16 protein-coding genes and 1 pseudogene are annotated in these 25,969 nt (G+C 55.2%); 8 read left to right on the forward strand and 9 right to left on the reverse strand.

The features are described from left to right. Positions 1–349: 349 nt before the first annotated feature. From KK078_RS04790 to ald, 5 genes are all read right to left on the reverse strand, one after another. Positions 350–1,048 (reverse strand): SOS response-associated peptidase, encoded by a 699-nt coding sequence (locus tag KK078_RS04790; RefSeq protein ID WP_254089112.1) that lies wholly within the window; start codon positions 1,046–1,048, stop codon positions 350–352. Between the two features lie 27 nt (positions 1,049–1,075). Beyond that, complete coding sequence (locus KK078_RS04795) at positions 1,076–2,041, reverse strand: YheT family hydrolase (protein ID WP_254089113.1); 966 nt, start codon at positions 2,039–2,041, stop codon at positions 1,076–1,078. Positions 2,042–2,051: 10 nt separating this feature from the next. Continuing rightward, on the reverse strand, positions 2,052–2,579 hold the full coding sequence (locus KK078_RS04800; protein WP_254089114.1) for a YfiT family bacillithiol transferase: 528 nt from the start codon (positions 2,577–2,579) through the stop codon (positions 2,052–2,054). Continuing rightward, a complete protein-coding gene (locus KK078_RS04805; RefSeq protein ID WP_254089115.1) occupies positions 2,572–3,324 on the reverse strand; it encodes a TerC family protein in 753 nt (250 codons plus the stop codon). The genes KK078_RS04800 and KK078_RS04805 overlap by 8 nt, the downstream gene beginning before the upstream one ends. 255 nt (positions 3,325–3,579) lie before the next feature. Continuing rightward, positions 3,580–4,695: an alanine dehydrogenase gene (ald, locus tag KK078_RS04810; RefSeq protein WP_254089116.1), complete on the reverse strand. Its 1,116-nt coding sequence runs from the start codon at positions 4,693–4,695 to the stop codon at positions 3,580–3,582. A gap of 271 nt (positions 4,696–4,966) precedes the next feature. Here ald and KK078_RS04815 point away from each other — a divergent pair, with 271 nt between their 5' ends. Then, positions 4,967–7,381 carry an alpha-ketoacid dehydrogenase subunit alpha/beta gene (locus KK078_RS04815; RefSeq protein WP_254089117.1) on the forward strand — a complete coding sequence of 805 codons (2,415 nt, stop codon included), beginning with the start codon at positions 4,967–4,969 and terminating at the stop codon, positions 7,379–7,381. Positions 7,382–7,459: 78 nt separating this feature from the next. On the opposite strand, the gene KK078_RS04820 is transcribed toward KK078_RS04815, so the two are convergent. Continuing rightward, on the reverse strand, positions 7,460–8,371 hold the full coding sequence (locus KK078_RS04820; protein WP_254089118.1) for a hypothetical protein: 912 nt from the start codon (positions 8,369–8,371) through the stop codon (positions 7,460–7,462). A gap of 35 nt (positions 8,372–8,406) precedes the next feature. Here KK078_RS04820 and KK078_RS04825 point away from each other — a divergent pair, with 35 nt between their 5' ends. Further along, positions 8,407–9,396 (forward strand): acyl transferase, encoded by a 990-nt coding sequence (locus KK078_RS04825; RefSeq protein WP_254089119.1) that lies wholly within the window; start codon positions 8,407–8,409, stop codon positions 9,394–9,396. A 532-nt stretch (positions 9,397–9,928) separates the two neighbouring features. On the opposite strand, the pseudogene KK078_RS04830 reads toward KK078_RS04825, so the two are convergent. Further along, positions 9,929–12,577, reverse strand: a pseudogene (locus KK078_RS04830) (valine--tRNA ligase). Between the two features lie 203 nt (positions 12,578–12,780). Between KK078_RS04830 and KK078_RS04835 the strand changes: the two are divergent. Further along, positions 12,781–13,911: an MFS transporter gene (locus KK078_RS04835; protein WP_254089120.1), complete on the forward strand. Its 1,131-nt coding sequence runs from the start codon at positions 12,781–12,783 to the stop codon at positions 13,909–13,911. A 1,616-nt stretch (positions 13,912–15,527) separates the two neighbouring features. Here KK078_RS04835 and KK078_RS04840 read toward each other — a convergent pair. Together KK078_RS04840 and KK078_RS04845 are read right to left on the reverse strand one after the other, a co-directional pair. Continuing rightward, positions 15,528–15,878 carry a hypothetical protein gene (locus tag KK078_RS04840; RefSeq protein WP_254089121.1) on the reverse strand — a complete coding sequence of 117 codons (351 nt, stop codon included), beginning with the start codon at positions 15,876–15,878 and terminating at the stop codon, positions 15,528–15,530. 49 nt (positions 15,879–15,927) lie between these two features. Continuing rightward, positions 15,928–16,797, reverse strand: coding sequence for a hypothetical protein (locus tag KK078_RS04845; RefSeq protein WP_254089122.1), 870 nt, complete (start codon positions 16,795–16,797; stop codon positions 15,928–15,930). A gap of 227 nt (positions 16,798–17,024) precedes the next feature. On the opposite strand from KK078_RS04845, the gene KK078_RS04850 reads away from it, so the two are divergent. The 5 genes from KK078_RS04850 (at position 17,025) to KK078_RS04870 (ending at position 25,968) form a co-directional block, all read left to right on the forward strand. Continuing rightward, positions 17,025–18,842: a class I mannose-6-phosphate isomerase gene (locus KK078_RS04850; RefSeq protein ID WP_254089123.1), complete on the forward strand. Its 1,818-nt coding sequence runs from the start codon at positions 17,025–17,027 to the stop codon at positions 18,840–18,842. Positions 18,843–18,903: 61 nt separating this feature from the next. Further along, positions 18,904–20,313, forward strand: a complete 1,410-nt coding sequence (locus KK078_RS04855; RefSeq protein ID WP_254089124.1) for a sugar porter family MFS transporter — start codon at positions 18,904–18,906, stop codon at positions 20,311–20,313. 85 nt (positions 20,314–20,398) lie between these two features. Then, positions 20,399–23,368 carry a SusC/RagA family TonB-linked outer membrane protein gene (locus KK078_RS04860; protein ID WP_254089125.1) on the forward strand — a complete coding sequence of 990 codons (2,970 nt, stop codon included), beginning with the start codon at positions 20,399–20,401 and terminating at the stop codon, positions 23,366–23,368. A 12-nt stretch (positions 23,369–23,380) separates the two neighbouring features. Further along, on the forward strand, positions 23,381–25,009 hold the full coding sequence (locus KK078_RS04865; RefSeq protein ID WP_254089126.1) for a RagB/SusD family nutrient uptake outer membrane protein: 1,629 nt from the start codon (positions 23,381–23,383) through the stop codon (positions 25,007–25,009). A gap of 29 nt (positions 25,010–25,038) precedes the next feature. Then, complete coding sequence (locus KK078_RS04870; RefSeq protein WP_254089127.1) at positions 25,039–25,968, forward strand: LamG domain-containing protein; 930 nt, start codon at positions 25,039–25,041, stop codon at positions 25,966–25,968. Position 25,969 lies beyond the last annotated feature (1 nt).

Genomic DNA, 25,969 nt, shown 5'->3' on the forward strand with positions numbered 1-25,969 from the left:
TTGTTCCCGCTCCTGGCCCCGAAGGCGGAACACAATAGGCTGGAGCGCCAGCGTAGGTTGGGAGGCAATTATGTAAATGATGTATAAGCCCTGAAAGGGCGGAACACACCAGCCCAGGCTGGAGCGATAGCGAAGGCCTGGGAGCCAATCATGTAGAGAGTGTATAAGCCCTGTAAGGGCGTAACAACTCGAGGCACGTGCTCGAATAATTCACCTCACTTTATAGGCGTTGCGATCGCCGGATTCCTGATGACTGTGCAATTCGTTCTCCCCTTTCAGGGCTGGATCTCTGTTTGTACGATTAACCCAGGCCTATAATAGCCTGGGCTGATGTATAACGTCCTTTCGGTTAATCAAACAACGTCAAATTCCCGAACTGATCCGCCGGTGGAGCCGGTATAATAAGTGACGGCGCATCCGCCGCATTATCACTGATCCTCGGCGACACCGAGTAATGATTGAGATATTCCGCTTCCAAAGGCTTCAGCAAGCCGAGCAGATCCGCCTCCGTACTATCCTTCCCCAGCCATACCGCCTCACCCTTCGGATCCAAAATTACCGGCATCCGCTCTTGTACGGAAGCCACTAAAGGATTGGCCTGCACCGTAATGATCGAGAAGGTATGAAATTCATTACCGTCCGTATCGTCATACTCTTCCCACACACCGGCGAAGGAGAACACCCCGGCGTCGCGGCTCACAAAACGAAACGGACTAAAGCTCTTTTTACCCAACCGCTTCCAGGCATAAAAACCATCGGCGGGAACGATACAACGATTCTTGATGAGCGACTTTTGCTGTGCCGCTTTCTCCAGGATCGTTTCGGTACGCACGTTGACGATCTTTTCACCCAGCGTTTTATTCTTGGCCCAGGCCGGCGAGGTGCCCCAGTAAAAATTAGAGATGCCCTGCGGCGCCGTGTGCGTAATGACTGGTAGCAACTGCGTGGTCGTGGCGTTGTAGCGCGGCTTGTAAAACTCAGGCACGTCTACACCGAAACGGTCACTGAGCGTTGAGGCGGACGCAGTAATGCTATAGCGATCGATCATAGTGGCCAGGGGTGTTAGGTCTGCAATTTACGTCAAGATAAATTGCAACGCGCGCTCTTCACTCCAATATAACCCATTTTTATTGAATTGCGCGAAGCCCACATGCCCGCCCCGCGTGATGCACTCGAACGTTATTGACGGGTGGTCTGCGAGTCGCTCGATGGGGAAGGAATTTTTGCCGAGGAAGGGATCGTTCACAGCATTGGCGATCAACGTCGGCACGTAAATGCTGTCCAGGAAATGGATCGAGCTGTTGCGTTCATAATAATCCAGCGCGCTGGCGAAGCCATGCAGCGGCGCGGTATAATATTCGTCGAACTCGAGGATGGTACGGATATGCTCCAGGCGGCTCGTATCGAGGCCTTGCATCAAGGCGGCCTTACGCGTGATCTTCGACTTCAGGCTCTTGAGAAACCGGCGGGCATAGATCCAGTTTTCGCGCTTGGAGATCTCCAGGCAGGCGTCGTACAGATCGAGCGGTACCGAGAACACCACCGCGCGGCGAATGACCGACGACGACTTGCGCTCGCCCAGGTACTTCAGGGTAAGGTTTCCGCCCAGGCTGAAGCCCACCAGGTTGATTTGAGTATAGCCTTGCTGGACGGCGTGTTGCACGACCAGGTCCAGGTCTTCCGTCGCACCGCTGTGGTAAAAGCGCAGCAGGCGGTTCATGTCCAGCCCGCAGCCGCGGAAATTCCAGGCCAGCACGTCAAAGCCCTGCGTGAGGAAAGCTTTTGCCATGCCCTTGATATACGGGCGGTACGAGTCGCCCTCCAGGCCGTGTGAGAGAATCAACAAGGGGCGTCTGCCGGCATCGCCGGTCCCGGCGGGTTGGGATGATAACCAGTCGAGGTCGAGAAAATCACCGTCGGGTGTTTCGAGGCGTTCGCGCGCGTAGGGGGGAAGCTCCACCGAACGCATCAGCGCCGGGAAGATGGTTTCCAGGTGTCGGTTAAAGAGAAAGAACGGTGGGTTGTAAGACACGAACGGCATACCAAATATGCTACGGTAAAGCCGCCACGATCCTGAGGTGGCCGGCGTGGTGTTCGCCGTGCCAGGCGTAGCTGGCGATCAGCTGATCGAGGCGTATATGCTTCTTCGAGTCGGGGTGGTAGAACGAGCGTTGCAGCTCCGCCTCGCGCAGCGACCGCAGCAGGGGTACCCACTTGGCGTGCAGGCTCTTCAGCAGGGCCACCGCCAGGGCAGGGTCGGCTCCGATCTCGCCGGTCTGCGCCCAGGCCACCTCGTCATAGGCTTTGATGGTGGGCGTATCTTCCGTCAGCGTCCACTTGGTGCGGATGTAGGCGTTCACGTGGCTGTCGGGAATATGGTGTAACACCTGTCGGGCCGTCCACCCACCGGGGCGATACGGCGTTTCCAGCTGACGCGGCGACAGCCCTTTGAAAAGCTTTTCGATCTCCGCCGGCACCGCTTCGATACGGTCGATCAGGGTGGTGATCTCCGCCGCGGTATACGCGGACTGGCCCGCGTGGCGGCCGATGGGATACCGTAAAGCTTCGTCGTTACTCATGGAATTCTTCTTTGGCTTTCTTTCGCTTGCCGCGTACCCGGATATTGATCATCTCGATGCCCATCGAGAATACCACGGCGAAGTATATATATCCTTTCGGAATTTCCTTGCCCAGACCTTCCAGGAAGATCATAAAGCCGATCAGGATCAGGAAGCCGAGCGCCAGCACCTCCATCGACGGGTGACGGTTGATGAAGTCGCTGATCCTGCCCGAGAAGATCATCATGATACCGATCGACAACACGACGGCGATGATCATGATAATGATCTCGTTGGTCAGACCCACCGCGGTCAGGATGGAGTCGAACGAGAAGATTATATCCAGCAATACGATCTGTACGATCACACCCGATACGTTCACCTTCTTCGAGGTGCTCTCGCTGCTCAATTCGTCTTCGCCTTCCATCTCGTGGTTGATCTCACGCGTGCTCTTGGCGATGAGGAACATACCCCCGAAGATGAGGATCAGGTCGCGGCCGCTGATGGCACCGTCTTCGGCGATCCAGTGGGGCACGTCGAACAGGGGGCGGGTAAATTGCATCACCCATGTAATGGTCAGCAGCAGTAACACGCGTACGCCCATGGCCAGCAAGAGACCCAGGTTACGGGTACGGGCCCGGTACTCGACAGGTAAGCGGTTCGAGACGATGGAAATGAAAATGATGTTGTCAATCCCAAGAACAATCTCAAAGAACGTTAGCGTTAACAAGGCGAGCCAGGTTTCCGCGTGAAGGAAGATTTCCATGCCGAGGGTTATCCAGATTTATTTAAGCGTTAAAAATAGGATATGTAACGCGATCCACCAAAGCCGGGTTGCGCGTATTTATGATTGTAACAATCGTCAGAAAAGGCCTTCATGTAAAGAAAAAGGGCCTTCCTGTTGGCAGGAAGGCCCTTGTGGATAAAAGACCTATGTTTTAGGTGTAAGGTTTACCTGCCGAAGGCAGGTTTACCCGCCGGTGGGCGGTTTACCTTTACCGCCGCGACAGCGGTCGTACCATTACGCCAGGTATTTGCTTACCTCCGTATACGGCAGGTTGAATGCATCGGCAACAGCCTTATACACGACCTGGCCTTGAATAACGTTCAGCCCCAGGCGCAGCTCCTGGCTTTCCTGGCAGGCCTTCTTCCAACCCTGGTTGGCCAACCGGATGGCATAGGGCAGGGTGGCGTTGGTCAATGCCAGCGTAGAAGTATACGGCACGGCACCCGGCATGTTGGCCACGCAATAGTGTACAACATCGTCGATGATAAAGGTCGGGTCTTCGTGTGTCGTCGGACGGCAGGTTTCGATACAACCGCCCTGGTCTACCGCTACGTCTACCAGCACCGTGCCGGGACGCATCGTCTTCAGCATGTCACGGGTGATCAGCTTCGGTGCTTTGGCACCCGGCACCAATACACCTCCGATGATGAGGTCGGATTCTTTTACCTGCTCGCGGATAGTATATTCGTTTGACACCAGCGTATGTACATTCTTCGGCATCACGTCGTCGAGGTAACGCAGGCGGTTCAGGTTCAGGTCGACGATCGTTACATCGGCACCCATACCGGCGGCGATCTTCGCCGCGTTGGCACCGACTACACCGCCGCCCAACACCAGTACCTTGGCAGGCTTTACACCCGGCACGCCGCCGAGCAGAATGCCGCGGCCTTTCAGCGGCTTCTCGAGGTATTTGGCCCCTTCCTGGATAGACATTCTGCCGGCTACTTCCGACATCGGCACCAGCAGCGGCAGGCTGCCGTCGGCACGTTCTACAGTCTCATATGCGAGACATACCGCTCCGCTTTCGAGCATCGCTTTGGCCAGCGGCTCATACGATGCGAAGTGGAAGTACGTAAAGACCAGCTGATCTTTGCGGATCAATTTATACTCTTGCTCGACAGGCTCCTTTACCTTCATGATCATGTCGGCCTTTGCGAAGACGTCCGCCGCAGAGGGCAGCAACGTAGCACCGGCCTTTTGATACTCGTCATCCTGAAAACCGCTGCCGGCACCCGCTGTCGTTTGAACATATACGGTGTGTCCGCGTTTTACCAGTTCCTGTGTGCCGGCCGGGGTCAGCGCAACACGGTTCTCATTGTTCTTGATTTCTTTCGGTACGCCAATGATCATGCTTGGATATGGTTTAGAATTTCGTGCAAATATAGCAGCCACCTGTTCACAAATACGGAGTTGGGAAAAGATGATTTTTAATCGGAATAATTGCCTGTCAATGTTCCTTTCCTTCGAGAAAAATTTCGGGGAAGTACTATTCTCGAAATAAAATTTGTATGCCCGCCTTCGAAAATGAGCTGTTGCGAAGAACCCCGCCGGCCAAAGGCTTTTGAAACGTAAAACTATTGTCTATTTTTGATCTGAACACAGCACCTAAAATCCGGAAATCTTGAGCGCGATTAAAGAAGCAAAGACCCGATTCACACAGGCGAAAGTGAAAGAGATCCTTTCCGATTATCGCCTGGCGTTGGAAAGCCGCGAGGCCAGTATTCTCGGCCGCAAGGAAGTCTTTATGGGGAAGGCCAAGTTCGGTATCTTCGGCGACGGCAAGGAGCTCGCACAAATTGCGATGGCAAAAGTGTTTCGCACTGGCGACTTCCGTTCCGGCTACTACCGTGACCAAACATTCATGTTTGCCATCGGTGAGCTGACCATACAGCAGTTCTTTGCACAGTTATATGCCCATACCGACCTCGTGGCAGATCCTTCCACGGCAGGTCGTCTGATGACCGGTCACTTCGGCACCCGCACGCTCGACGAGCACGGGCACTTCCGCAGGCTGACCGATATAAAGAACAGCAGCGCCGATATATCGCCCACCGCCGGGCAGATGCCGCGCCTGCTGGGCCTGGCATATGCCTCTAAATTATACCGCAACAACCCCGGCCTGCACCATTATACGGACTTCTCCGTTAACGGCAACGAGATCGCGTTCGGCACGATTGGAAATGCATCGACATCCGAAGGCATGTTCTTCGAGGCCATCAACGCCGCCGGCGTATTGCAGGTGCCCATGCTCACGTCCATCTGGGACGACGGCTATGGCATCTCCGTACCACAAGAGTATCATACCACCAAGGGCAGCATCTCGAAGATGCTCGCCGGCCTGCAACGCACCGAAACCGAAAACGGTTTTGAGATCATGACCGTCAACGGCTGGGATTATCCCGCCCTGATGGAAGCCTACCAGCGTGCCGAGCAGATCTGCCGCGAGCAACATATACCCGTGCTGCTGCACGTCGAAGAGCTGACACAACCCCAGGGACACTCGACGTCTGGCTCGCACGAGCGCTATAAATCCAAAGAGCGCCTGGCGTGGGAAGCCGACCACGATTGTATCAAGAAGATGCGCGAGTGGCTCGTCCAGGAAGTCATGATCCTGCCCGAAGAGCTCGACGACATCGAGAAGGAAGCCAAACAAGCAGCGCGCCTGGCGAAAGAAAAAGCGTGGAAAGCCTTTACCGAAGATGTCAAGCGCGACCAGCTGCAGGTAACGACCATTCTCGAACAAGCCGAAGGCCAGAGTCGTCACGGCGAGGAGGTAGCCCTGCTGCGCAACGAGTTGACGACCACCATCAACGCCACACGCCTCGACACCATGCGTGCCGCGAAGAAAGCGCTGCGGTTGTTCCGGGAAGAAAGCCATGCCGCCAGGACCGCGCTGATCGCCTGGTTGACCGCGGCCGAAGACGACAACCACGGCCGCTACAGCTCGCATTTGTATAGCCAGTCCGATGAGTCGGCCATCAAACAAGAGATCATACCCGCACAATACAGCGAGCATTCGTCCATCGTAGACGGCCGCGAAGTGTTGCAGGCATGCTTCGACGCCGCGCTGTCGCGCGACCCGCGCGTGCTGGCCTTTGGCGAAGACGTGGGCAAGATCGGCGACGTAAACCAGGGCTTTGCCGGACTGCAAGCCAAACACGGCGAGCTGCGCGTGACCGACACCGGCATTCGCGAATGTACCATCATCGGCCAGGGTATCGGCGCCGCGCTGCGCGGCCTGCGCCCCATTGCCGAGATACAATACCTCGATTATTTTATCTATGCGTTGCCGACATTGTCAGACGACCTGGCGTGTTTGCAATACCGCACCAAGGGCGGCCAGAAAGCACCGCTGATCATCCGCACCCGGGGTCACCGCCTGGAAGGCGTATGGCACGCCGGCTCGCAGATCGGCATGCTGCTGCACAGTCTGCGCGGTATATATATCATTACGCCCCGCAACATGACGCAGGCAGCCGGTTTTTACAATACCATGCTGAAGTCGGACGACCCCGCGGTGATTATCGAATGCCTCAACGGCTATCGCCTCAAAGAACGGATTCCCGACAACATCGGCGAGTTTACGATCCCCCTGGGTGTACCCGAAGTATTGCGCGAAGGCACCGACGTGACCATCGTTACGTATGGGTCGATGTGCCGTGTAGTGATGGAAGCCGCCGAAGCCCTGGAGCAGGCAGGCATCTCGTGCGAGGTGATCGACGCGCAGACCCTGCTGCCGTTCGACGTAAGCCACCGCATTGCCGATTCGGTCAAGAAGACCAGCCGTGTCATCTTCGCCGACGAAGATGTACCGGGCGGCGCCAGCTCGTTCATGATGCAGCAGGTGCTCGAGGTACAGAACGCCTACCGTTACCTGGATGCCAAGCCGGTAACGATCACCGCGCGCGAACATCGCCCGGCCTATGCATCGGACGGCGATTATTTTACAAAGCCCAATCCGGAAATCGTGTTTGAGACCGTGTATGAAATGATGCACGAAGCAGACGCCGACAAGTTCCCGTCATTGTATCGATAAAAGAAATAAGCCGGTTTAGCCGGCTTATTTTTTATACTTCAAAATGCTATAGCGTGATCTGTCGCCCGGGTATGGCCATTAGCGGCGGATGGAAGCGAGCGTAAAGGGCGGCGTCGTGATGGTGTTGCTGTCATTCAGCTCGCGGTCGCGGATCTTGACGGTCAGCCGCAGCTGCGTACTCATCCCAAAGTTGCCGACAAAACCTTCGGACACCATGTGGTACCGTATCGTCCCATCCAGCGAGCCGTCGTCCCGGGTCAGGACGGGAAAGCGGCCGTCAAACGACGGTGCGCAGATCTTATCCTGGCTATCCTTCGTCCAGTCATACGCGATCCATTCCCCGTCCGGGTGGGTGGCATCGATCAGAAAATATTCGAAATCTACTTCAATGTTGAATGATGTAGGGTTCCGTGCGACCACAAAACGGCCTTCGATCTTCAGCAGGTTGTCGCCCTGCACGGCGATCCGTTTCTTGACCGTAAATGTCTCGTCGATGAGGTTGTCGCTCTCCAGCACATAGACCGAGTCGAAGTGATAGGTTGTACAGGTGTTGGGATAGGCATCGGCCGGCATGGTTGCGTAATAGGCCGGGTCGGCCAGGGCCTTGTCGGTCAGCAGCACCCCCTGGTTTTGCGCCGTGGGACGTATAAAGTCGATCCGGTCGAGGTCGAGCGCTTCCGTGTCGTCGTCGGAAATACGGAACGGCACGATGCCCGTGTCATAGCCACCGGGCTGATTGTTCTTGATGGCGTATGTGTACGAATTGAACGGGGCCGCCTGGTAGCGCGGGTCGTTTGCGTCCAACCCCAGGTTGCCGTCGCCGTCCTGGAACGAGAGGGCCAGCGTAAGCGTATCCGAACCATTCACCTCGCGGAAAGAGACACCTTCATAGGCTATTTTCGGCGTATTCGGATACTCAGGCGACTCAAAGCAGGCACTGATCATCCACGCCAAACCACCAAACAGGCACAAACTTTTTATAACTCTCATTTCCGTATTTTTGGACCCGGTCAAGTTAACGACGCTTGGATACTTTTAAAAATTTTGCATCGAAATTATACTCGGTAAACGACGATACCTTCAACGATATTGCCTTGGAGGTATTCCGTTTTCAAGCCATCAACAACCCGGTGTACGCCGCTTTCATCCGCCACCTGGGCGTCGCCCCGGCGGCTGTCGGCCACTGGCAGGACGTGCCGTTCCTGCCCATATCGTTTTTTAAGACCCATTTTTTGCAGACCGGCCAATGGACTCCTGAAGTCACCTTTACCAGCAGCGGCACCACCGGCGCCAGCACCAGCCGCCACGGCGTGGAGCAGCTGGCGTTTTATCACCAGCACGCGCAGCGGTGTTTTGAGTTCTTTTTCGGCCCCCTCACAGACTACCATTTCCTGGCCCTGCTGCCCTCGTACCTCGAGCGGCAAGGGTCGTCGCTCATCGCCATGATGGATTATTTCATCAAAAACAGCCAGTCCGATTACTCGGCATACTACCTGCATCAAACCGACAAGCTGCTGGCCGATGTAGCAAAGCTGCGGAACAGCCCGAAAAAGACCATTCTGTGGGGGGTATCATTTGCCTTGCTGGACCTGGCCGAAAAGCACGATGTTGACCTGAGCCACTGCCTGGTCTTCGAAACGGGCGGCATGAAGGGACGCCGCAAGGAAATAACCCGGGCCGCGCTGCACCAGACGCTCTACGAGCGATTGCACGCGCAGCCGGTATACTCGGAGTACGGCATGACCGAATTGCTGTCCCAGGCGTACACGACCGGGAAATATACTTTCGAATGCCCGCCCTGGATGCGGATCACAGGCCGCGAAGTAACAGATCCGTTGCGCAAGGGGTTACTTGAAGAAACGGCAGGGATTAATGTCGTCGACCTGGCAAACTACCAGACGATTTCGTTCCTGGAAACCGAAGACCTCGGAAAAGTGTACGGATCAGGTGTATTCGAGGTGCTGGGACGGATGGATAACAGCGACATTCGGGGATGCAATTTGATGGTGGAGTAAGAAAACGACGCTGATTGCATCTTTTGACGTTTGTTTTCTTATTAAAGAACCATATTTTTGTTAGTAACCAATTCTATAACATGAAAAAGATTGTTGCATTCGCACTCTTAGCAGCTTTCATCTCAGCGTGCAGCCAGTACACTTGCCCTACCTATACCAAAAAGGAGGCTCCCAAGCACACTGTAAAAACTGCCCAAAGAATCTAATCAGCATCCCTTCATCTCCTCAAGTGTTACTTCACCGCCCTTGAGGACCAGGCGACGATAACCGATAGGGCATCCGTGCTCCCGGCCCATCCCGCCCGTGAAACAAGCCACTAGATACTGAAAAGCACCCGTCCTCCCCGGCCGCCGCATTACACCTCGGCAGCCCGGCAGCGCATGTATGATTTTCCGGCATAGTTTCCTGGAATGGTAATGCTCTCTTTTCCACCAATCAGGAAAAGAAAAGGCTCTCTGATGATCTCAGAGAGCCTTTTTTATTAGCCCAAACACTGGCGCCGGTCTTCAGACCGGTGCCCGGTCACCAGTCATTACCTGCTCAATGCCTCTTCCAAAGCCTTGATCCTCGCCTCGGCATCCGCCTTCTTCTTATATTCATCATCCAGCACTTTCTGCGGCGCCTTGGCCACAAACTTCTCATTCGAAAGCTTCTGATTTACCTTTTCCAAAAAGCCTTGCTGGTAAACCAATTCCTTCTGCATTTCCTCACGTTCCTTGCGTTCCTTTTCAGGATCCACTTTACCTTCCAGCGGAACAAAGAATTCCGTCGACCGCACCAGGAACGGCGATGACTGCCCCGCGGGTGCTTCCGGCACAAACCGGATGTCATCCAGGTTCGCTAACTTTTTCACTACCGGCCAGAACGCCTTCACCGGTACCGTCTCACCGTTCTTTACAAGCAGTGTCAATGCCTCTTTCGGCGACATGCCTTTCGCATTGCGCATATTCCGAACCTCGGAAATGATCTCGAACGCCAGCCGTGCTTCCAGCATCAGGTCGTCTTCCCGCGGTGCCAACGATCTCACCACAGGCCATGCAGCCTTGATCACACAGTCGTCTTCGGTGCGCTCTTGCAGCTCGTGCCATAGCTCTTCGGTAATGAACGGCATAAACGGGTGCATCACCTTCAGCAACGTTTCGAAGAAACCAACGGATCGGTCATACGTCGCCCGGTCGATGGGCTTTTCAAACTCCGGTTTGATCGCTTCAATATACCACTAGCAGAAGTCGTCCCACGCCAGCTTGCGCACCGCATTCACGGCATCCGACATTCTGAACTTTCCGAAGTGGTCGTTCAGCTCTGTCAGCGAGGCTTGCAGCTGCGCGTCAAACCAGGCGACAGCGGTGGCATTTTCCTCCGGCGTCGGTATGTCGGCTACCGTCAGGCCCTTCAAAAACCGGAAGGCATTCCAGACCTTGTTGTTGAAGTTCCGCCCCATCTCGATCAGCTTCTCATCGTACAACAGGTCGTTGCCCGCAGGCGAGCTGAACAGCATGCCCGTACGCACCGCGTCGGCGCCGAAGTTGGCGATCAGGTCGAGCGGGTCGGGCGAGTTGCCCAGCGACTTCGACATCTTGCGGCCTTGCTTGTCGCGCACGATGCCCGTCAGGTATACATTCTTGAACGGCATGGTGCCGCGGTATTCGTAGCCCGCGATGATCATCCGTGCCACCCAGAAGAACAGGATCTCCGGGGCGGTCACCAGGTCGTTGGTAGGGTAGAAGTAATTCAGATCGGCGTTGCCCGCGTTGCCGTCTTTAAACACCGTCGTGTCGAACACCGCGATCGGCCACAGCCAGCTCGAGAACCACGTGTCCATCACGTCGGGGTCCTGGCGGATCTCGGCGGCGGTAATGTTCGGGTTCTTGGCCTGGAAGAGCGCCAGCGCTTCGGCTTCCGTCTTCGCCACCACGTGGTCGCCGGCCGCGTTATACCAGGCCGGGATGCGGTGGCCCCACCACAGCTGGCGCGAGATGCACCAGTCGCGCACGTTGCTCATCCAGTGGTTGTAGGTATTCTTGAACTTCGGCGGGATCAGCTGAATGTCGTCGTTCATGACGTGCTCCAATGCCGGCCGGGTGATGGTGTCCATCTTCAGGAACCACTGCAGCGACAGGCGCGGCTCGATCACGGCATCCGTTCTTTCCGAAAAGCCCACGTGGCTGGTATACTCGTCGGCCTTCACCAGGAAACCGGTAGCCTCCAGCTCCTTGGCGATCTTCTTCCGCGCGATGAACCGGTCCTCGCCGATGTATAGCTGTGCCCGGGCGTTCAGCGTGCCGTCTTCGTTCAAGATGTCGATCACTTCCAGGTTGTGCTTGCGGCCCAGCTCGTAGTCGTTCATGTCGTGCGCGGGCGTCACCTTCAAACAGCCCGTACCGAAGTCCATCGCCACATAGTCGTCTTCAATGATAGGGATGGCGCGGTTGATCAGCGGGATCAGCGCACGTTTACCCTTCAGGTGCTTGTAACGCTCGTCGGCGGGGTTCACGCAGATGGCGGAGTCGGCCATGATCGTCTCCGGGCGTACCGTGGCGATGGTGACATACTCGTTCGGGCTGCCTTCGATGGCGTAGCGGATGTGGTATAACTTCGAGGGCACGTCGCGGTGGATCACCTCGTCGTCCGATAGCGCGGTCTTGCCCGCAGGGTCCCAGTTGACCATGCGCATGCCGCGGTAGATATAGCCTTTGTTATACAGGTCGACGAAGACATCCAGTACCGCCTCGTAATAGTCGGGGTCCATGGTGAACCGGGTGCGGTCCCAGTCGCAGGAGGCGCCGAGCTTCTTCAGCTGCTCGAGAATGATGCCGCCGTATTTTTCTTTCCACTCCCAGGCGTATTTCAGGAACTCGTCGCGGGAGAGGTCGGACTTCTTAATGCCGCGTTCGCGCAGCATGGCCACAACCTTGGCTTCGGTAGCGATGGAAGCATGGTCGGTACCCGGCACCCAGCAGGCCTCTTTGCCCTCCATGCGTGCCTTGCGCACCAGCACGTCCTGGATGGTGTTATTCAGCATGTGGCCCATGTGCAGAACGCCCGTGACGTTCGGCGGCGGGATCACGATGGTGTACGGTTCTTTCCCGGAGGTCGGCTTGGCATGGAAAAAGCCCTTTTTCATCCAGTACTGGTACCACTTGTCTTCTACTTCTGCAGGATTATACGTTGTCGAAAGCATATCAATAGGGTATGGGGTCACACGAAGCACCGTTTTTGCTGCGTTTAAAGCCACTGCGGGCGCCCGTAAGGCCGCAAAAATAAAGAAAATGCGCATACGACCACGCGGAAAACAGGGGCAAAAAGGCGGCGCCTGGAATAATCCGCCCGTGCGGAAATCCACTGTCCCCCCGGGGTACGTAGATACAGCATCTAACACCCTGTATGGAAATATTTGCTGCTACCCAACCCGAGCCGGAGATCCGGTGGAAGCAGCTTTGGAGTTTGGCCGCCCTGTATGCCTCGGTGGTCATCGGCTGGATCGCGTACCAACGCTATCAACCAAAGCTGCTCGTTGAATTTCAATTCACGCAGTTCTCGCTTCTGCTGATCGTCGCCGAAGCCATCATCCTCACAGTCACACCACCCATCGCGGGCATGCTGGGCGACCGCTACCGCGTCGAGAAGGGCCATCGCATTCCCATCATCTCGGCGGGCATCAGCTTCGCCGCCATGATCTTCATGGCCGTCGCCTTCACCTTGCTGGCACACCCCGGCGAAACCTTCAAGTGGGTACTGCCCATCCTCATCGTTTGCTGGCTGATCGCCATGAGCATCTTTACCAGCCCGGCCCTGTCCACGCTGGAGCTCTTTACGCCCGTCGAGCAACTGCCGCGGGCCATGGCCTTCCTCACGATCATCGGCAACCTGGTATACGCCCTGGAGCCCGTTATCGTCGACATCATCGACTACGTCGGTGCGCCGGCCACGTTCATGGCGGGCGGCGCCGTGGTGGCACTCTCGGGCCTGGCCCTGAAAAAAAACTCCCTGCACCTGTTCAAAGCCCAGGCCGGCAGAGAAGAAGAGCAGGATGCGGACGCCACGCTGGGCACCGCCCGCTATAGTTATATCTTCTTTCTGGGTATAGCGTTGGGCACGGCCACCACAGTCTTGTTCAACCTGTTGCCCGATGTGCTGCAACCCCGCATAGGCGCCTGGTTATACGCCGCCAACGGCCGGGTGCTGCTGGTATACATCTTAGTGCTGTCAGCCATCGCGTCGTGGCCCGCCAGCAACGTCGTGACGCGCCTGGGCATGCGCAGGACCTTCTACGGCAGCCTGTTCCTGATCGTGCCGGTCATGGCGCTGCTCTTCGTGGTGCAACAGCCCGCCGTCGCGTTGCTGCTCACCGTGTTGTTTGCCCTGTTGTTCTCCGCCTTGTCGGTAAGCTCGCTGCCCCTGGCCATCCGCCGCGCGGCATCCGACCACAAGGTCTTTTGCGTGGGAATATTCTTTAGCGGCGTGGCGCTGCCCAACGGCATCGTAGAAGTATTGCAGGCGCTGCATATTCTATAGGATCTTTTATTTACGAGTGGAGCCTGTCTGGCCGGTTTGAGCGTCTCATCCGGCCATACTTTTTTTATACGCGTACCCACACGACGCGGCGCGCTGTTCGTCGCGCCGTCGCAGGCTGTGTCTGCATCTTTCGATATAGTTGCCGGCACGGTATAGTGATAAACCCTGGGCTCTTGTCTTTTTGTAACAGATTCTGTTGTCGCCGTGTATACATACCGTATTGCCGGAGGCGGAACGTCGTCGTGGCGGCTTTCCGGGGCCGGAGAAAGGGCATGTTCCGACGGCATCACAGCCTCTATGAGCGCCGTGTCCTCGCCCGGTTCCCCCGTTGCGTCGTTCTCGCCGGACGCCCCGTTCTTTCCCTGCAGGGCCATGATCTTCGCCGCGCCAAAGCGTCGTACTTCGGCGATCTCTCCATGCCGGTGAAACGCGCCATACTCGATTCCGATCGAGAGCATCAACGTCCAGGAATCGTCCGGCGGAAGCATGTTCATGGCGAGCTCCAGCGTGGTCGAATCCATACCTTCCAACGAAGGGTTCCAGGGCGTCGAAGCGCTGATGGAATGGCATGCCATGCTATACCACGCCGGCGGCAGGTATTCTTTAGACGGCACGTCAAAGGTCACGTCCGGCACAATGCCCAACGTGATGGTCAGGCGGAACATCGCGTGGTTGTTCCGCGGGAAATAATTAATATCGCGGAGCAGCTCGGGGAGATCCACACGCGCCGAACGTTTTTGCCGATCCAGGGTATAGTATATCGGCGCCCGCACGATGGAGTCGAAGCTGGGGGCTTTTCGCGTGGTGGAGAAACCTTCCAGCAACCGCGTGTGCTCGGAGAGCGTGATCCGGCGACGGCCCCACTCGCCGGTGCCGTCACGGAGTTGTACCTGGCGCATGACGCTGTTGATGTCGGAGCCAAAATTATAATCCGACAGATGCCGGATCTGAAGCAACGCCATCCGCACATAACTGCCGTGGCGGGAGCAGCCGCCGAACTCCGACATCGTCAGGCGTGTATTTTTAAAGCTGGGACTGGTTTTTACTTTTTCGCGGCTGGGACCGCCTTTGCGACGAACGACGATCTTGTCGACGCCGCGCATGCGGTAAGCGCTCAACATGTCAAGCTTGCCGGTAAAGGCAAATGGTCCTTCCAGAAAGGGCATAATCGATTGGTTTTACGGGTAACGAGAGGGTTTTAGACAACATCCAAAATGATAACGGTGTCTGAGCCGAATTTAGGAAAAGACAGACATCTGTCTATATACTAAATAATTTAAATTTTAAGGAAAAAAGTATTTCAAATAGATATTCAATATCTATTATACTATTGAATATCTATTGAAATAAACTTACTAAACTATTGGATATCTATTGAATATTAAATCTGTAAAGAGGTACTATACCGGATTTTTCAGGGTATACTCCTGGGAAAGACCATAAACTCTGTGGAGGGTATTGGTAGGACTGCGCGGTGCCGGGCGTGGCCGCCGGATAGATCGGCGACAGTAGCCGGTTTCGGGCCGGTTCTCTCGCCGTACAGTAATGTGAGCTTCAAGTCTCCAGGGAGAAGCCCACGGGTAGATCAGTCGCGGGGTCACCCACGAACGATCGCATCATTGACGCTGGAGGATCTTCTCAAGGTCATCCTCCGACTTGTAGGTCTCTCCCTTATACTTGAACTCGTGCCGGCTACAGAAAACCAAATGTACATTGCCCTCGCTGTCGGTTATCAAGATCCGCCATTTCGGAGAGAACTTGATCGATTCCAGCTCGCCGTTGTTGACGGCTTCCACAAACTGCTTTACCACCTCGCGATCACTGATGATCGTAGCATTGGATGTTTGTGCAGGAATATTCTCTTCCACCCGGATCTGCTCCATTTGACTGGTCTTCAATATCTCCTTTTTGTCGCACCCCATGAGCCAGAGCAGCATGGGAACATATAAGATCAGGTGTTTCGTCATTGTTGTTTTTCGTTATGCTTTTTTTTCGGGCGCTCAATCTAACAAATGCTTAGAGAAAGACAACTGGGGATAGAACCTTTTTGAAGTCTTTCAGACTCTTGGTAAAATTTTCTTCCCCGGCCCATTCAGCCCATCCAAATTCTCGGCTTTGCAGCCCGACAACATTTTCATCCAGAACGATTCCGGCCTCAAACACTATTTTTTGGTCGTGGACAATGATCATCGAGCTGGCAACGGTAGCCATATCGCCGCCCGTGGGTTTAAAGTTCCAGGTTGCCTGTATGTTCTTTAACGCCGCGACATCAATTACCTTCCATAATTTATACGGTGGCAGCGCAGAAGTAAGCTCGCTAAAATCACTTTTGTCGATGTTTAGATAAACCGCCCAGGTTCCGTCGCTCATATCATAACACTTCAGCGGGTTGAATACCGCGCTGTCGTAACCGGAACTGATCTTTTCGAGTTCACCCGACGTAAAAACGATCGGATAGCCCGTTGTAAAAAATACACCGGATAATGCCGTCGCCAGGAACAAGGCTGAAAAGACTGTTGCTTTTTTTCGGGTCATTGAGAAACATCCATTAGCGATTCCTTCGTCATCGTTATTCTCCGCATCCCGGTATCCCCGGCAATCCGGACCCTGGCGGTGCGGGATGCTGAATGTATTCAACAGTTCCCGGGCATCCCGCCGTAACTTTGCAAACAAAGGAATGTTTAAAGGTACGGAATTCTTTGCGCTACCCTGGTCGGGAGCATACAAACGCAGAGAAAATGTATTCCGGCCTGTGCCCGCAAACATTGCGTACACAGTGAGCCGAAGGCTGTCAGGAAAAGTAACAGGACGGCCCGTGCCGTGAACAAAATAGTCCCGCTGTTGCTCCGCTGGTATAAAAAGATCCGCCTTTTTTTGGCGGTTCAAACAATTGCGCTAGTTTTGGCATCGGTACAATGTTCATACATACACACATGTTATGACAAGATGAACATTGGATTAAGGAATGTGCGGAAACGGCGTCGGGAGCACCCCATGGAAAAAGGGTTTGACCTGCCGGCTGCGTTTTTTTGTAAATTCCGGCAGGGTGGATTGGGATGCCCTTTACCATGTTTGAATATATAGACAATTCTAAAAAGACAGACAAGAGCGACATGACGAACAGAAGCGAGCTGGCAGCAGCAACCGAGCGTACGGAAACAAAGGCAACGTCAAACTATGACAAATATCCGGCGATCCCGGTGGAGGCTACAGGCGAAAACTGTTGGGCGGGTTGGGAGCACGTATGCGCACAACTTCAAAAACATATTGCCGAAAAAAGAGAACGTCAGCCGAACGTCGTGCTGGTGGTCGACTGCTACCAGGGGGTATATTTGGAGTCGCTGGAAAAGATCTTGCGTGATGCCTTGACCTACGACGCCTTTGTCGTGACGCGCGAGGCTTTCAAGCAGGAGGATGACATTCGCAGGATGGTACAACCGGATCTGACAGACGATCGTGTTTTTGGCAAGCTGACGGCACGGGAGATCCAGGATTACTTTATTCCAAAGGCTGCCAGGACGCTCAACGATCAGGTCGCCTCCGGCCACGGCGTAACCGTGGTAGTGGGCGCGGGCGCCGCCGCGGTGGTCGGCCGGGGTGATATCCTGGTATATGCCGACATGGCGCGGTGGGAGATCCAATTGCGCATGCGCCGGCACGAGGTGAACAACCTCGGCGTGCATAACCAGCAGGCTACGTTCTCGCAGCAATATAAACAAGGGTTCTTTATCGACTGGCGTGTTCTGGATCGCCACAAACAAACCCTGATGGATTCCTGGAACTATGTGTTGGATACGAACAAACACGACGCGCCGAAGCTCGTGCGCGGCACCTCCGTTATGAGCGGGCTGAAGCTGGCATCGAACAGACCTTTCCGTGTGGTGCCGTTCTTCGACCCGGGCCCATGGGGCGGGCAGTGGATGAAAGAAGTATGCGACCTCGACAAATCGGCGGCGAATTTTGCCTGGTGTTTTGACTGTGTACCCGAGGAGAACAGCCTGTTGCTGCAATTCGGTCAGCATGTGGTGGAGATACCTTCCATCAACCTGGTGTTCGCCTACCCGCAGGCATTGCTGGGTCAGCATGTTTTCCAACGTTTTGGAAAGGAGTTCCCGATTCGTTTCGATTTTCTCGATACCATCGAGGGCGGCAACCTGAGCCTGCAGGTACACCCTACAAAAGAATATATCAAAGAGCACTTCGGACTGGACTACACGCAGGACGAAAGTTACTATATGCTGGATGCCCGCGAAGATGCGGTGGTCTATCTCGGACTGAAGAACGATATCGATCCTTCGGAGATGATCGGCAAGCTGCGCGAAGCACAGCAGACAAGCAAGTTCGACGCGGACAAATACGTCAATAAGTTTGCCGTCAGGAAACACGACCATGTGCTTATTCCCGCCGGTACGATACATTGCTCGGGGCGTAACAGTATGGTGCTGGAAATCAGTGCCACGCCGTACATCTTCACCTTTAAGCTGTGGGACTGGGATCGGTTAGGGCTTGACGGCAAGCCGCGCCCGATCCACATCGATCACGGCGAGAAAGTCATTCAATGGGACCGCCAGACGGAGTGGACGAAAAAGAACCTGGTCAATGCGGTAGAGAAGATTGCCGAAGGCGACGGCTGGACCGAAGAGCGGACGGGTCTGCACGCATCGCAGTTCATCGAAACGCGGCGGCATTGGTTTACCGGCACGGTGCCGCATCACACGGGCAATACGGTGAATGTGCTCAACCTGATCGAAGGACGCGAGGCGATCGTGGAAAGTCCGTCGCAGGCATTTGAACCGTTTGTGGTGCACTATGCGGAAACGTTTATCATACCGGCGGCCGTCGGTGACTATACCATCCGCCCGCACGGTGAGTCTGCCGGACAGCAGTGTGCCACGATCAAAGCATTTGTACGGAAGGAAACGACCGCGTAACAATGTGTGCAGGAAGTACGCGAACACGAGAATATCGGATGACGCCAAATTTTTAGGTCTTATGGAAGTAAATGCAAAAGCAGCGGAAATAGAAAAAGCAGGTCTGGTCAATGAAAGCCCCCAGGCCAACATGCGGTTTGTCGTAACGGTATCGCTCGTGGCGGCCTTTGGTGGTTTGCTGTTCGGATACGATACGGCGGTGATCGCAGGTGCGATCGGCTATCTGCAAACCAAATTTCAGCTTTCTGCGGCTATGACGGGCTGGGCCGCGTCGAGTGCGATCTGGGGTTGTATCTTCGGGGTGCTTTGTACGGGGTATATCAGCGACGCCATCGGTCGCAAGAAAGTGCTGATCCTGACGGCGATCATCTTTGCGCTGTCGGCCGTGGCTTCGGCCGTACCGGCAAACCTCACGCAATTTGTCATCGCCCGTTTCATCAACGGTGTGGCCGTGGGCGCGGCGTCTATGTTGTCGCCGCTGTATATTGCCGAGGTGGCGCCGGCGAAGCATCGCGGTATCTTGGTGACGTTGTATCAGCTGGCGATCGTGATCGGGATCAACCTGATCTACTTCATCAACATGAAGATCGCCAGTATGGGTGACGAGGCCTGGAATGTGGAGCTGGGCTGGCGGTATATGCTGGGCTCGGAGGTAGTGCCTGCCATCATCTTTTTCGGCCTGCTCTTCCTGGTGCCCGAAAGCCCGCGCTGGCTGGCCAGCAAAAACCGCCTCGACGAGGCCCTGAACATCCTTCGGCGGCTCAACGGCGATACCCAGGCGCGCATCGTGTTGCAGGATATCCGTAATACATTGCACGAAGAGAAAGGTACCGTGCGCGAGCTGTTTTCAAAAGGGCTGCGCGCAGCCCTGATCGTCGGTGTCGTGCTGGCGTTGTTCTCGCAGATCACCGGCATCAATGCGATCATCTATTATGCCCCGGAGATCCTGAAGAGCATCGGCATGGGCCAGGACGCCGCGCTGGTACAGACCGTGATCATCGGTACCACCAACACCATTTTTACTTTTGTGGCCATTGCGTTCATCGATCGGATCGGCCGGCGCTCGCTGTTGTTGTGGGGCGTGTCGGGCATGGTGATCTGCCTGGCGGCCATCGGTCTGTTGTTTTACCTGCAGGTTGGCAATAACACCTGGTTGATGATCTTTATCATCGGCTACATCGCTTCCTTCGCATCGTCTCTGGGACCTATTCCCTGGGTTATCATTTCCGAAATATTCCCCACTAAAACGCGCGGTGTGGCCATGTCGCTGGCGACCGTGGTGTTATGGATCGGTGTGGCGCTGATCACGCAGTGGACTCCCGTCATGATGGAGGACCTGGGCGGCGCCTATACATTCTGGATCTTTATGGTCAACGCTGTGATACTCCTGGTCTTCTCTTATAAGATGATACCTGAAACGAAGGGGAAGACCCTGGAAGAGATAGAGCGGATCTGGAAGAAAGAGAAGTAAGACCAGGGCAGGTAAAAAAATTCCCGCACGTGTACCTTATTAATTGTATGAACATATCAACAATTTTTTACCTAAACCTCCTTGTATGAAGAGATTAATTACCTGTTGGGCATGGTGTAGCATGCTCTTGTTTACTGTCGCGCCGGGTAGCGTGATCGGTGCCCCGCGGGCAGCGATCGCAGCCGACGTGCAGGATGGAATCGTGGTGCGAGGCAGGATCACGTCGCCCGATGGCGAAGTGCTGCCAGGCTCTAACGTCGTGATCAAAGGCACCTCGCAAGGCACCATGGCCGATGCCGAGGGTAACTATACGCTGACCGTGCCCGATAAGAATACGGTACTGGTGTTTTCGTTTGTGGGCTACCTGTCGGAAGAGGTTGTCGTGGGAGATCAGGAAGTGATCAACATCGCCCTGAACCCGTCCCTGGAAACACTGTCGGAGATCGTCGTCATGGGATATCAGACCGTAAAGAAGTCGGACGTGACCGGTGCGGTTTCATCGTTTGGCACCGACCGTTTGATGCGCATACCGGCAAACGATATCAGAGCCGCCTTGATCGGCGTGCCGGGTGTTCGCGTGAGCGGTAACGACATTCGTGTACGGGGTACGCGTTCGGTGCGGGCGGGCAACGATCCGCTCATCATCCTGGACGGCATGCCGTACTACGGCGGTCTCAATACCATCGACCCGACCGACATCGCGTCGGTAGACGTACTGAAAGACGCGTCGTCTACTTCGCTGTATGGTGCACAGGGTGCGAACGGTGTAATTGTTATTACGACCAAGCAAGGGAAAGAAGGTAAGACCGTCGTGAGCTATGATATGTTTACGGGCATCGGCAAGGCAAACTACCATACCTACGATCCGATGAACGCAGACCAGTACGTGGCCATGAAGCGCGAAGCTTACCGGGCCGCCGGCACATGGTCCAGCGTAGAAGACGATCCCAAGATATTCCTGGGTACGGAGCTTGCCAACCTGGGCAAGGTTGACGCCGACTGGGTGGGCGAGTATTTCGAGCGCCCGACACATTGGACGAGCCATACGGTCACGGTTTCCTCCGGAACCCCCACAACGCAATACAAGATCCAGCTCAACGCCCGGAACAACGATGCCCGCTTTGACGGCGCTTATTCAAATCAATATTATGTCAACATGAATCTCGATCACCAGGTCGCGAAGTTTATGAAGGTTGGATTGGCGGCCAGGTTGTATTACAGCCGTGAAAAAGCGAAGCCCGATCCGCTGCCCCTGCTGCTGCAGATGTCACCGCTGATCCCGATCTACAACGAAGACGGCTCTCTGAACAACGACATGGGCGATCCGATCGTCAAGAATCCCTTTGCGACGGAAAGCAACGACGTCTATGACGAGCGTCGCGAAAGCTGGAGAGCTTTCCTGAAAGGATATGCATTGTTTGACATTACCAAAGGGCTGACCTTCCGCACCAACTTCTCGTACAATCCCGGTTTTTATGCCATGGGGCAGTACTATGACCAGCGTTGGTGGGGATATAACGACGCCCGGAACTGGGTGAGCACGCAAAACAACCGCAATGCGGACTACATGTGGAACAACGTATTGAATTACAAGAAGACGTTCGGCAAACATGCTATCGATGTATTAGGGGTGTACGAGATCCAGAACGTTGAGGCTATTAACAATTCTGCCAGCGCCCGAGACCAGGTATTGGCTGGCTATAAGTGGTTTAATATGGGTGCGCTGAGCGACAGTAAAACCCTGGGCTCGGCGTTCACCCGCACGCAGATGATCTCGTATGTAGGCCGCGCTCACTACTCCTACAACGACCGGTATATGGCCACGGTAACGTTCCGCCAGGACGGCGCCTCGCAGCTTTCGAAAGATCAGCGGTGGGATTTCTTTCCGTCGTTTGCACTGGCATGGCGTGCGTCTGAAGAAACGTTCGTACAGGAGAATGTCCCGGTCATTTCCGACCTGAAGCTGCGCGCCAGCTATGGGGTAAGCGGCAACCGGTCGATCGGCGCCTACGCCACCCGTGGTGCGCTGAATGTGTCGTTTGTGACATTCAACACCGAAAGCGGCGAGGTACATTACCCCGGGCTCGAGCCGGGCATCCGTCCGACGCCCGACCTGACATGGGAAAAGACGAAGTCACTCGATTTCGGTATCGACTTTGGCCTTTTCGACAACCGCATCACCGGCACGATCGACTACTATAAATCGAAAACGTCTGACCTGCTGAACGAGCGGAAGCTGCCCTACACCAGCGGCTTTGACAAAGCCTGGGAGAACGTAGGCCGTACACAAAACACCGGTCTGGAAATCGCGCTGAACGCCGTGGCGGTCGACAAAGGTTCTTTCCGCTGGACAGTCGGCGCGACGTATTACCGCAACAAGGAAGAGATGATCGAGCTGTATGATCCGCGCCTGGACAAGGATATCAACAATGGTTGGTGGATTGGCCAGCCTGTGTCGGGCGTACGCTTCGACTACAAACAAGCCGGCATCTGGCAGACAGACGAAGCCGACGTAGCTGCTATCTACGGGCAGAAGCCAGGTGAAGTGAAAGTAGTGGACATGAACGGCGATGCAAAGATCGACGGCGACGATCGCGTGATCATCGGCAACGGTCGCCCGAAATGGATGGGCTCCATCCAGTCGACGATCAACTGGAAGAACTTCGATTTTACCTTCGATATGTATGCGGAGATCGGCGCGCTTACGTTCGACAGCTATAAAGCCACCACGTGGCCGGGCCAGGTGGGCCGTTGGAACACGGTGAACGTCGATTATTGGACGCCTGAGAACCCGACCAACCGATCGCCGCGTCCGGTGGCCGGCCAGACCATGCGGTATATGTCGGCAACCGCCTATCACAGCAATGATTATATAGACCTGCGGAACATTACCGTGGGCTATACCGTGAACAACGCCCTGCTCAAAAACGCGATCAGCAAGTTGCGTGTCTATGCTACGGTCAATGCTCCGTTCCGCTACTGGGATTACTGGCGCGAGGATGGCATCCAGTTCAACGAGACGCAATATATCATGGGCCTCAACTTTCAGTTATAAAATCGTAAAAGGATGAAAAAGTTACTTTATAGCGCATTGGTGATTGCTTTCACCTTCGGCACGATCCGGTGCTCCGAAAGCTACCTGGACGAGGAGTCGTACGGCCCCACGGTAGCGGTATTTGAAACCGAGGAGGGAAGTGAGTCACTCGTGCACCTGCTGTACAAAAAACTAAATGTCTATGGCGGTACCTTCAGCCTGGGCTTTATTACCGAGAATGGCGCCGACACCTGGCTCCGGGGCAAGAACTCTGCCGGCACCCCGGTAACGGATTACCTGGGGCTCGATGCCAACAGTGCGGACGTTGCCTGGTATTGGAACCATTTTTACAAAGCTTTGTGGAACTGCAACCTGTTCCTGGAAACCTACCCGGACATGTCCTATCGCGACCCGAAGGTAAAAGAAGGCCGCAAGGGCGAGGTGCTGACGTTACAGGCATTTTTTCTGTGGCACGTGACGGAACAATGGGGCGACACCTACCTGCCGACATCGACCGATGTAGAAGAAGGCCTTCGGGCAGAGCGATCTACGCGAGAGGATTTTTATACAAAAATTATCGCTAACCTGGAAGAGGCCATCACCATTCTGCCACCCAAAACAAACGAGCTTGGGCGTGTAGATCAGGGCGTGGCAAAGGCGCTGCTCACACGGATGTACCTGTACCATGGCGACTGGCAAAAGGCTGCGGACATGGCGGAGGACGTCATCAAAAATCATGGTTATGATCTTGAACCGTCCTGGACGGCACTGTGGGACGAGACCAGGAAGGTCAATAAGGAATTCATCTGGACGGCGGAGTTTAGCGACGACGATGCCTTTGGTGCCGGCGGCAGCTGGTACTGGCAAGCATACGCCATGCACATCGACCGCTTTGCCGGCGTGAAAACAGAGCTGGGCTATACCGGCTTCGGCGGTTGCCAGATCATGCCTTCCAAATACTATATCTCGTTATTCAACCAGGAGGCCGACTTGCGCTGGTCCCAGGGACATCAGTGGGTGTGGCTGTACAACGACCCGACCGACGATACCTCGGTGTTTCCGGAAATGAAGACGCTGTATTCCGATACGGCATTGTATTTGTACACCGGTGTATTGACGGCGGGTCAGCGCGCAGCCATGGCTCCGAAGTATACGGTCTTCGATATGAGCGATATGTACGACGCGGCCGGTGTTCCCAAAGACCGCGGTACGTTTGTCGGCCTCACCAAGTTTGACGACCAGACGCGTCCCAGCGATTTGTCCAACATCTCTGCCCGCAACTATCCGATCATACGATTGGGCGAAATATACCTAATCGCTGCCGAGGCGCACCTGCGCCTGGGTGCCGCCGGTACCGCTGCAGAGTATATCAACGACCTGCGTGCGCGCGTTATCGCCCCGGGCCATGAGGCCGAGATGACGGTTTCCGACGCCGACATGAGCATTGACTTCATCCTGGACGAGCGCGGCCGTGAGCTGGGCGGCGAGTTCCAGCGCTGGTATGACCTGAAACGCACAGGAAAACTGCTCGAGCGTGTGCGGGCGTATAATCCGGACGCAGCGCCGAACATTCAGGACCACCACCTGGTGCGCCCTATTCCGCAACTGCAGTTCGACGGTATGCCTGATCCTGAAACGTTGGGACAAAACCCGGAGTATTAATCCAGACAAGAACTTCAACTGAAATACCTATGTTAACCAGAAATATATTCCTGATCCTGGCGCTGTTCAGCATTGCCATAGTTTCCTGCAGCGATGACGACGCCGCCGACTCGGCCGCCCGTAGCGCGCTGGTGGGAAAGATCGACGAGGCCCAAGCGCTGCTGGCCAACACGGAAGAAGGCCTTGAGGAAGGCAACCTGGCGCCGGGCTCGAAAGCACAGCTGACGGCGCAGATCGAATGGGCCCGTTATATTCTCAACAATAGCCCGGACGATGCTTTTGAAAACGCGCTGGCAATTTTGCAGACAGCGATGGAAAACTATCAGGGCAACACTATCAAGCCCGGTTATCCGTCTTTTGGCGTAGGCAGCAATATGGACATCGGCACCATTGCCGAGTACGATATCCGCGATAAGTTTACCATCGAGTTCGACGTACGTTTTAAGGACATGACCGGCGGTAACCTGTTCACTGGTGAAGACGTGACCGGCGGGTTCATCACGCGTTACAACGCGCTGGGCACCTTGCAGGCCTATGTACACAACGGCGGCTGGGTAGGCGGCAACGTAGGTTTTGCGTTCCAGCCACAAGTATGGTATCACCTCAGCTTTACGTTTGATGGACAGAATGTCGTATTTTACGTAGACGGAGTGGCGCGGATGACCGTCAGCGGGGCCAAGAACCGCATGAACGTGAAGCCTGAAACACACATCAAGATCGGAACCCATCCTACGTACGAAGGGCGGTTCTTTGCCGGGGAGGTGCGTCAGGTGAGCCTGTGGAATATTGTGAAAACACCCGAGCAGATCACGGCCGATACGGGCAGGGACTTTGCCGCGGATGAGCAGGGCCTGCTGGCCTACTGGCCGCTGAACCTGAACCTGGGCACGTCGATCCTCGACAAGACCGGTAACCATACCATGAACGGCACCCTGGTGACCTGGGTCGGTATTGAATAAT

Origin of the sequence: Dawidia soli (genome assembly GCF_018598185.1) — a bacterium.
Taxonomy (GTDB): domain Bacteria; phylum Bacteroidota; class Bacteroidia; order Cytophagales; family Cyclobacteriaceae; genus Ohtaekwangia; species Ohtaekwangia soli.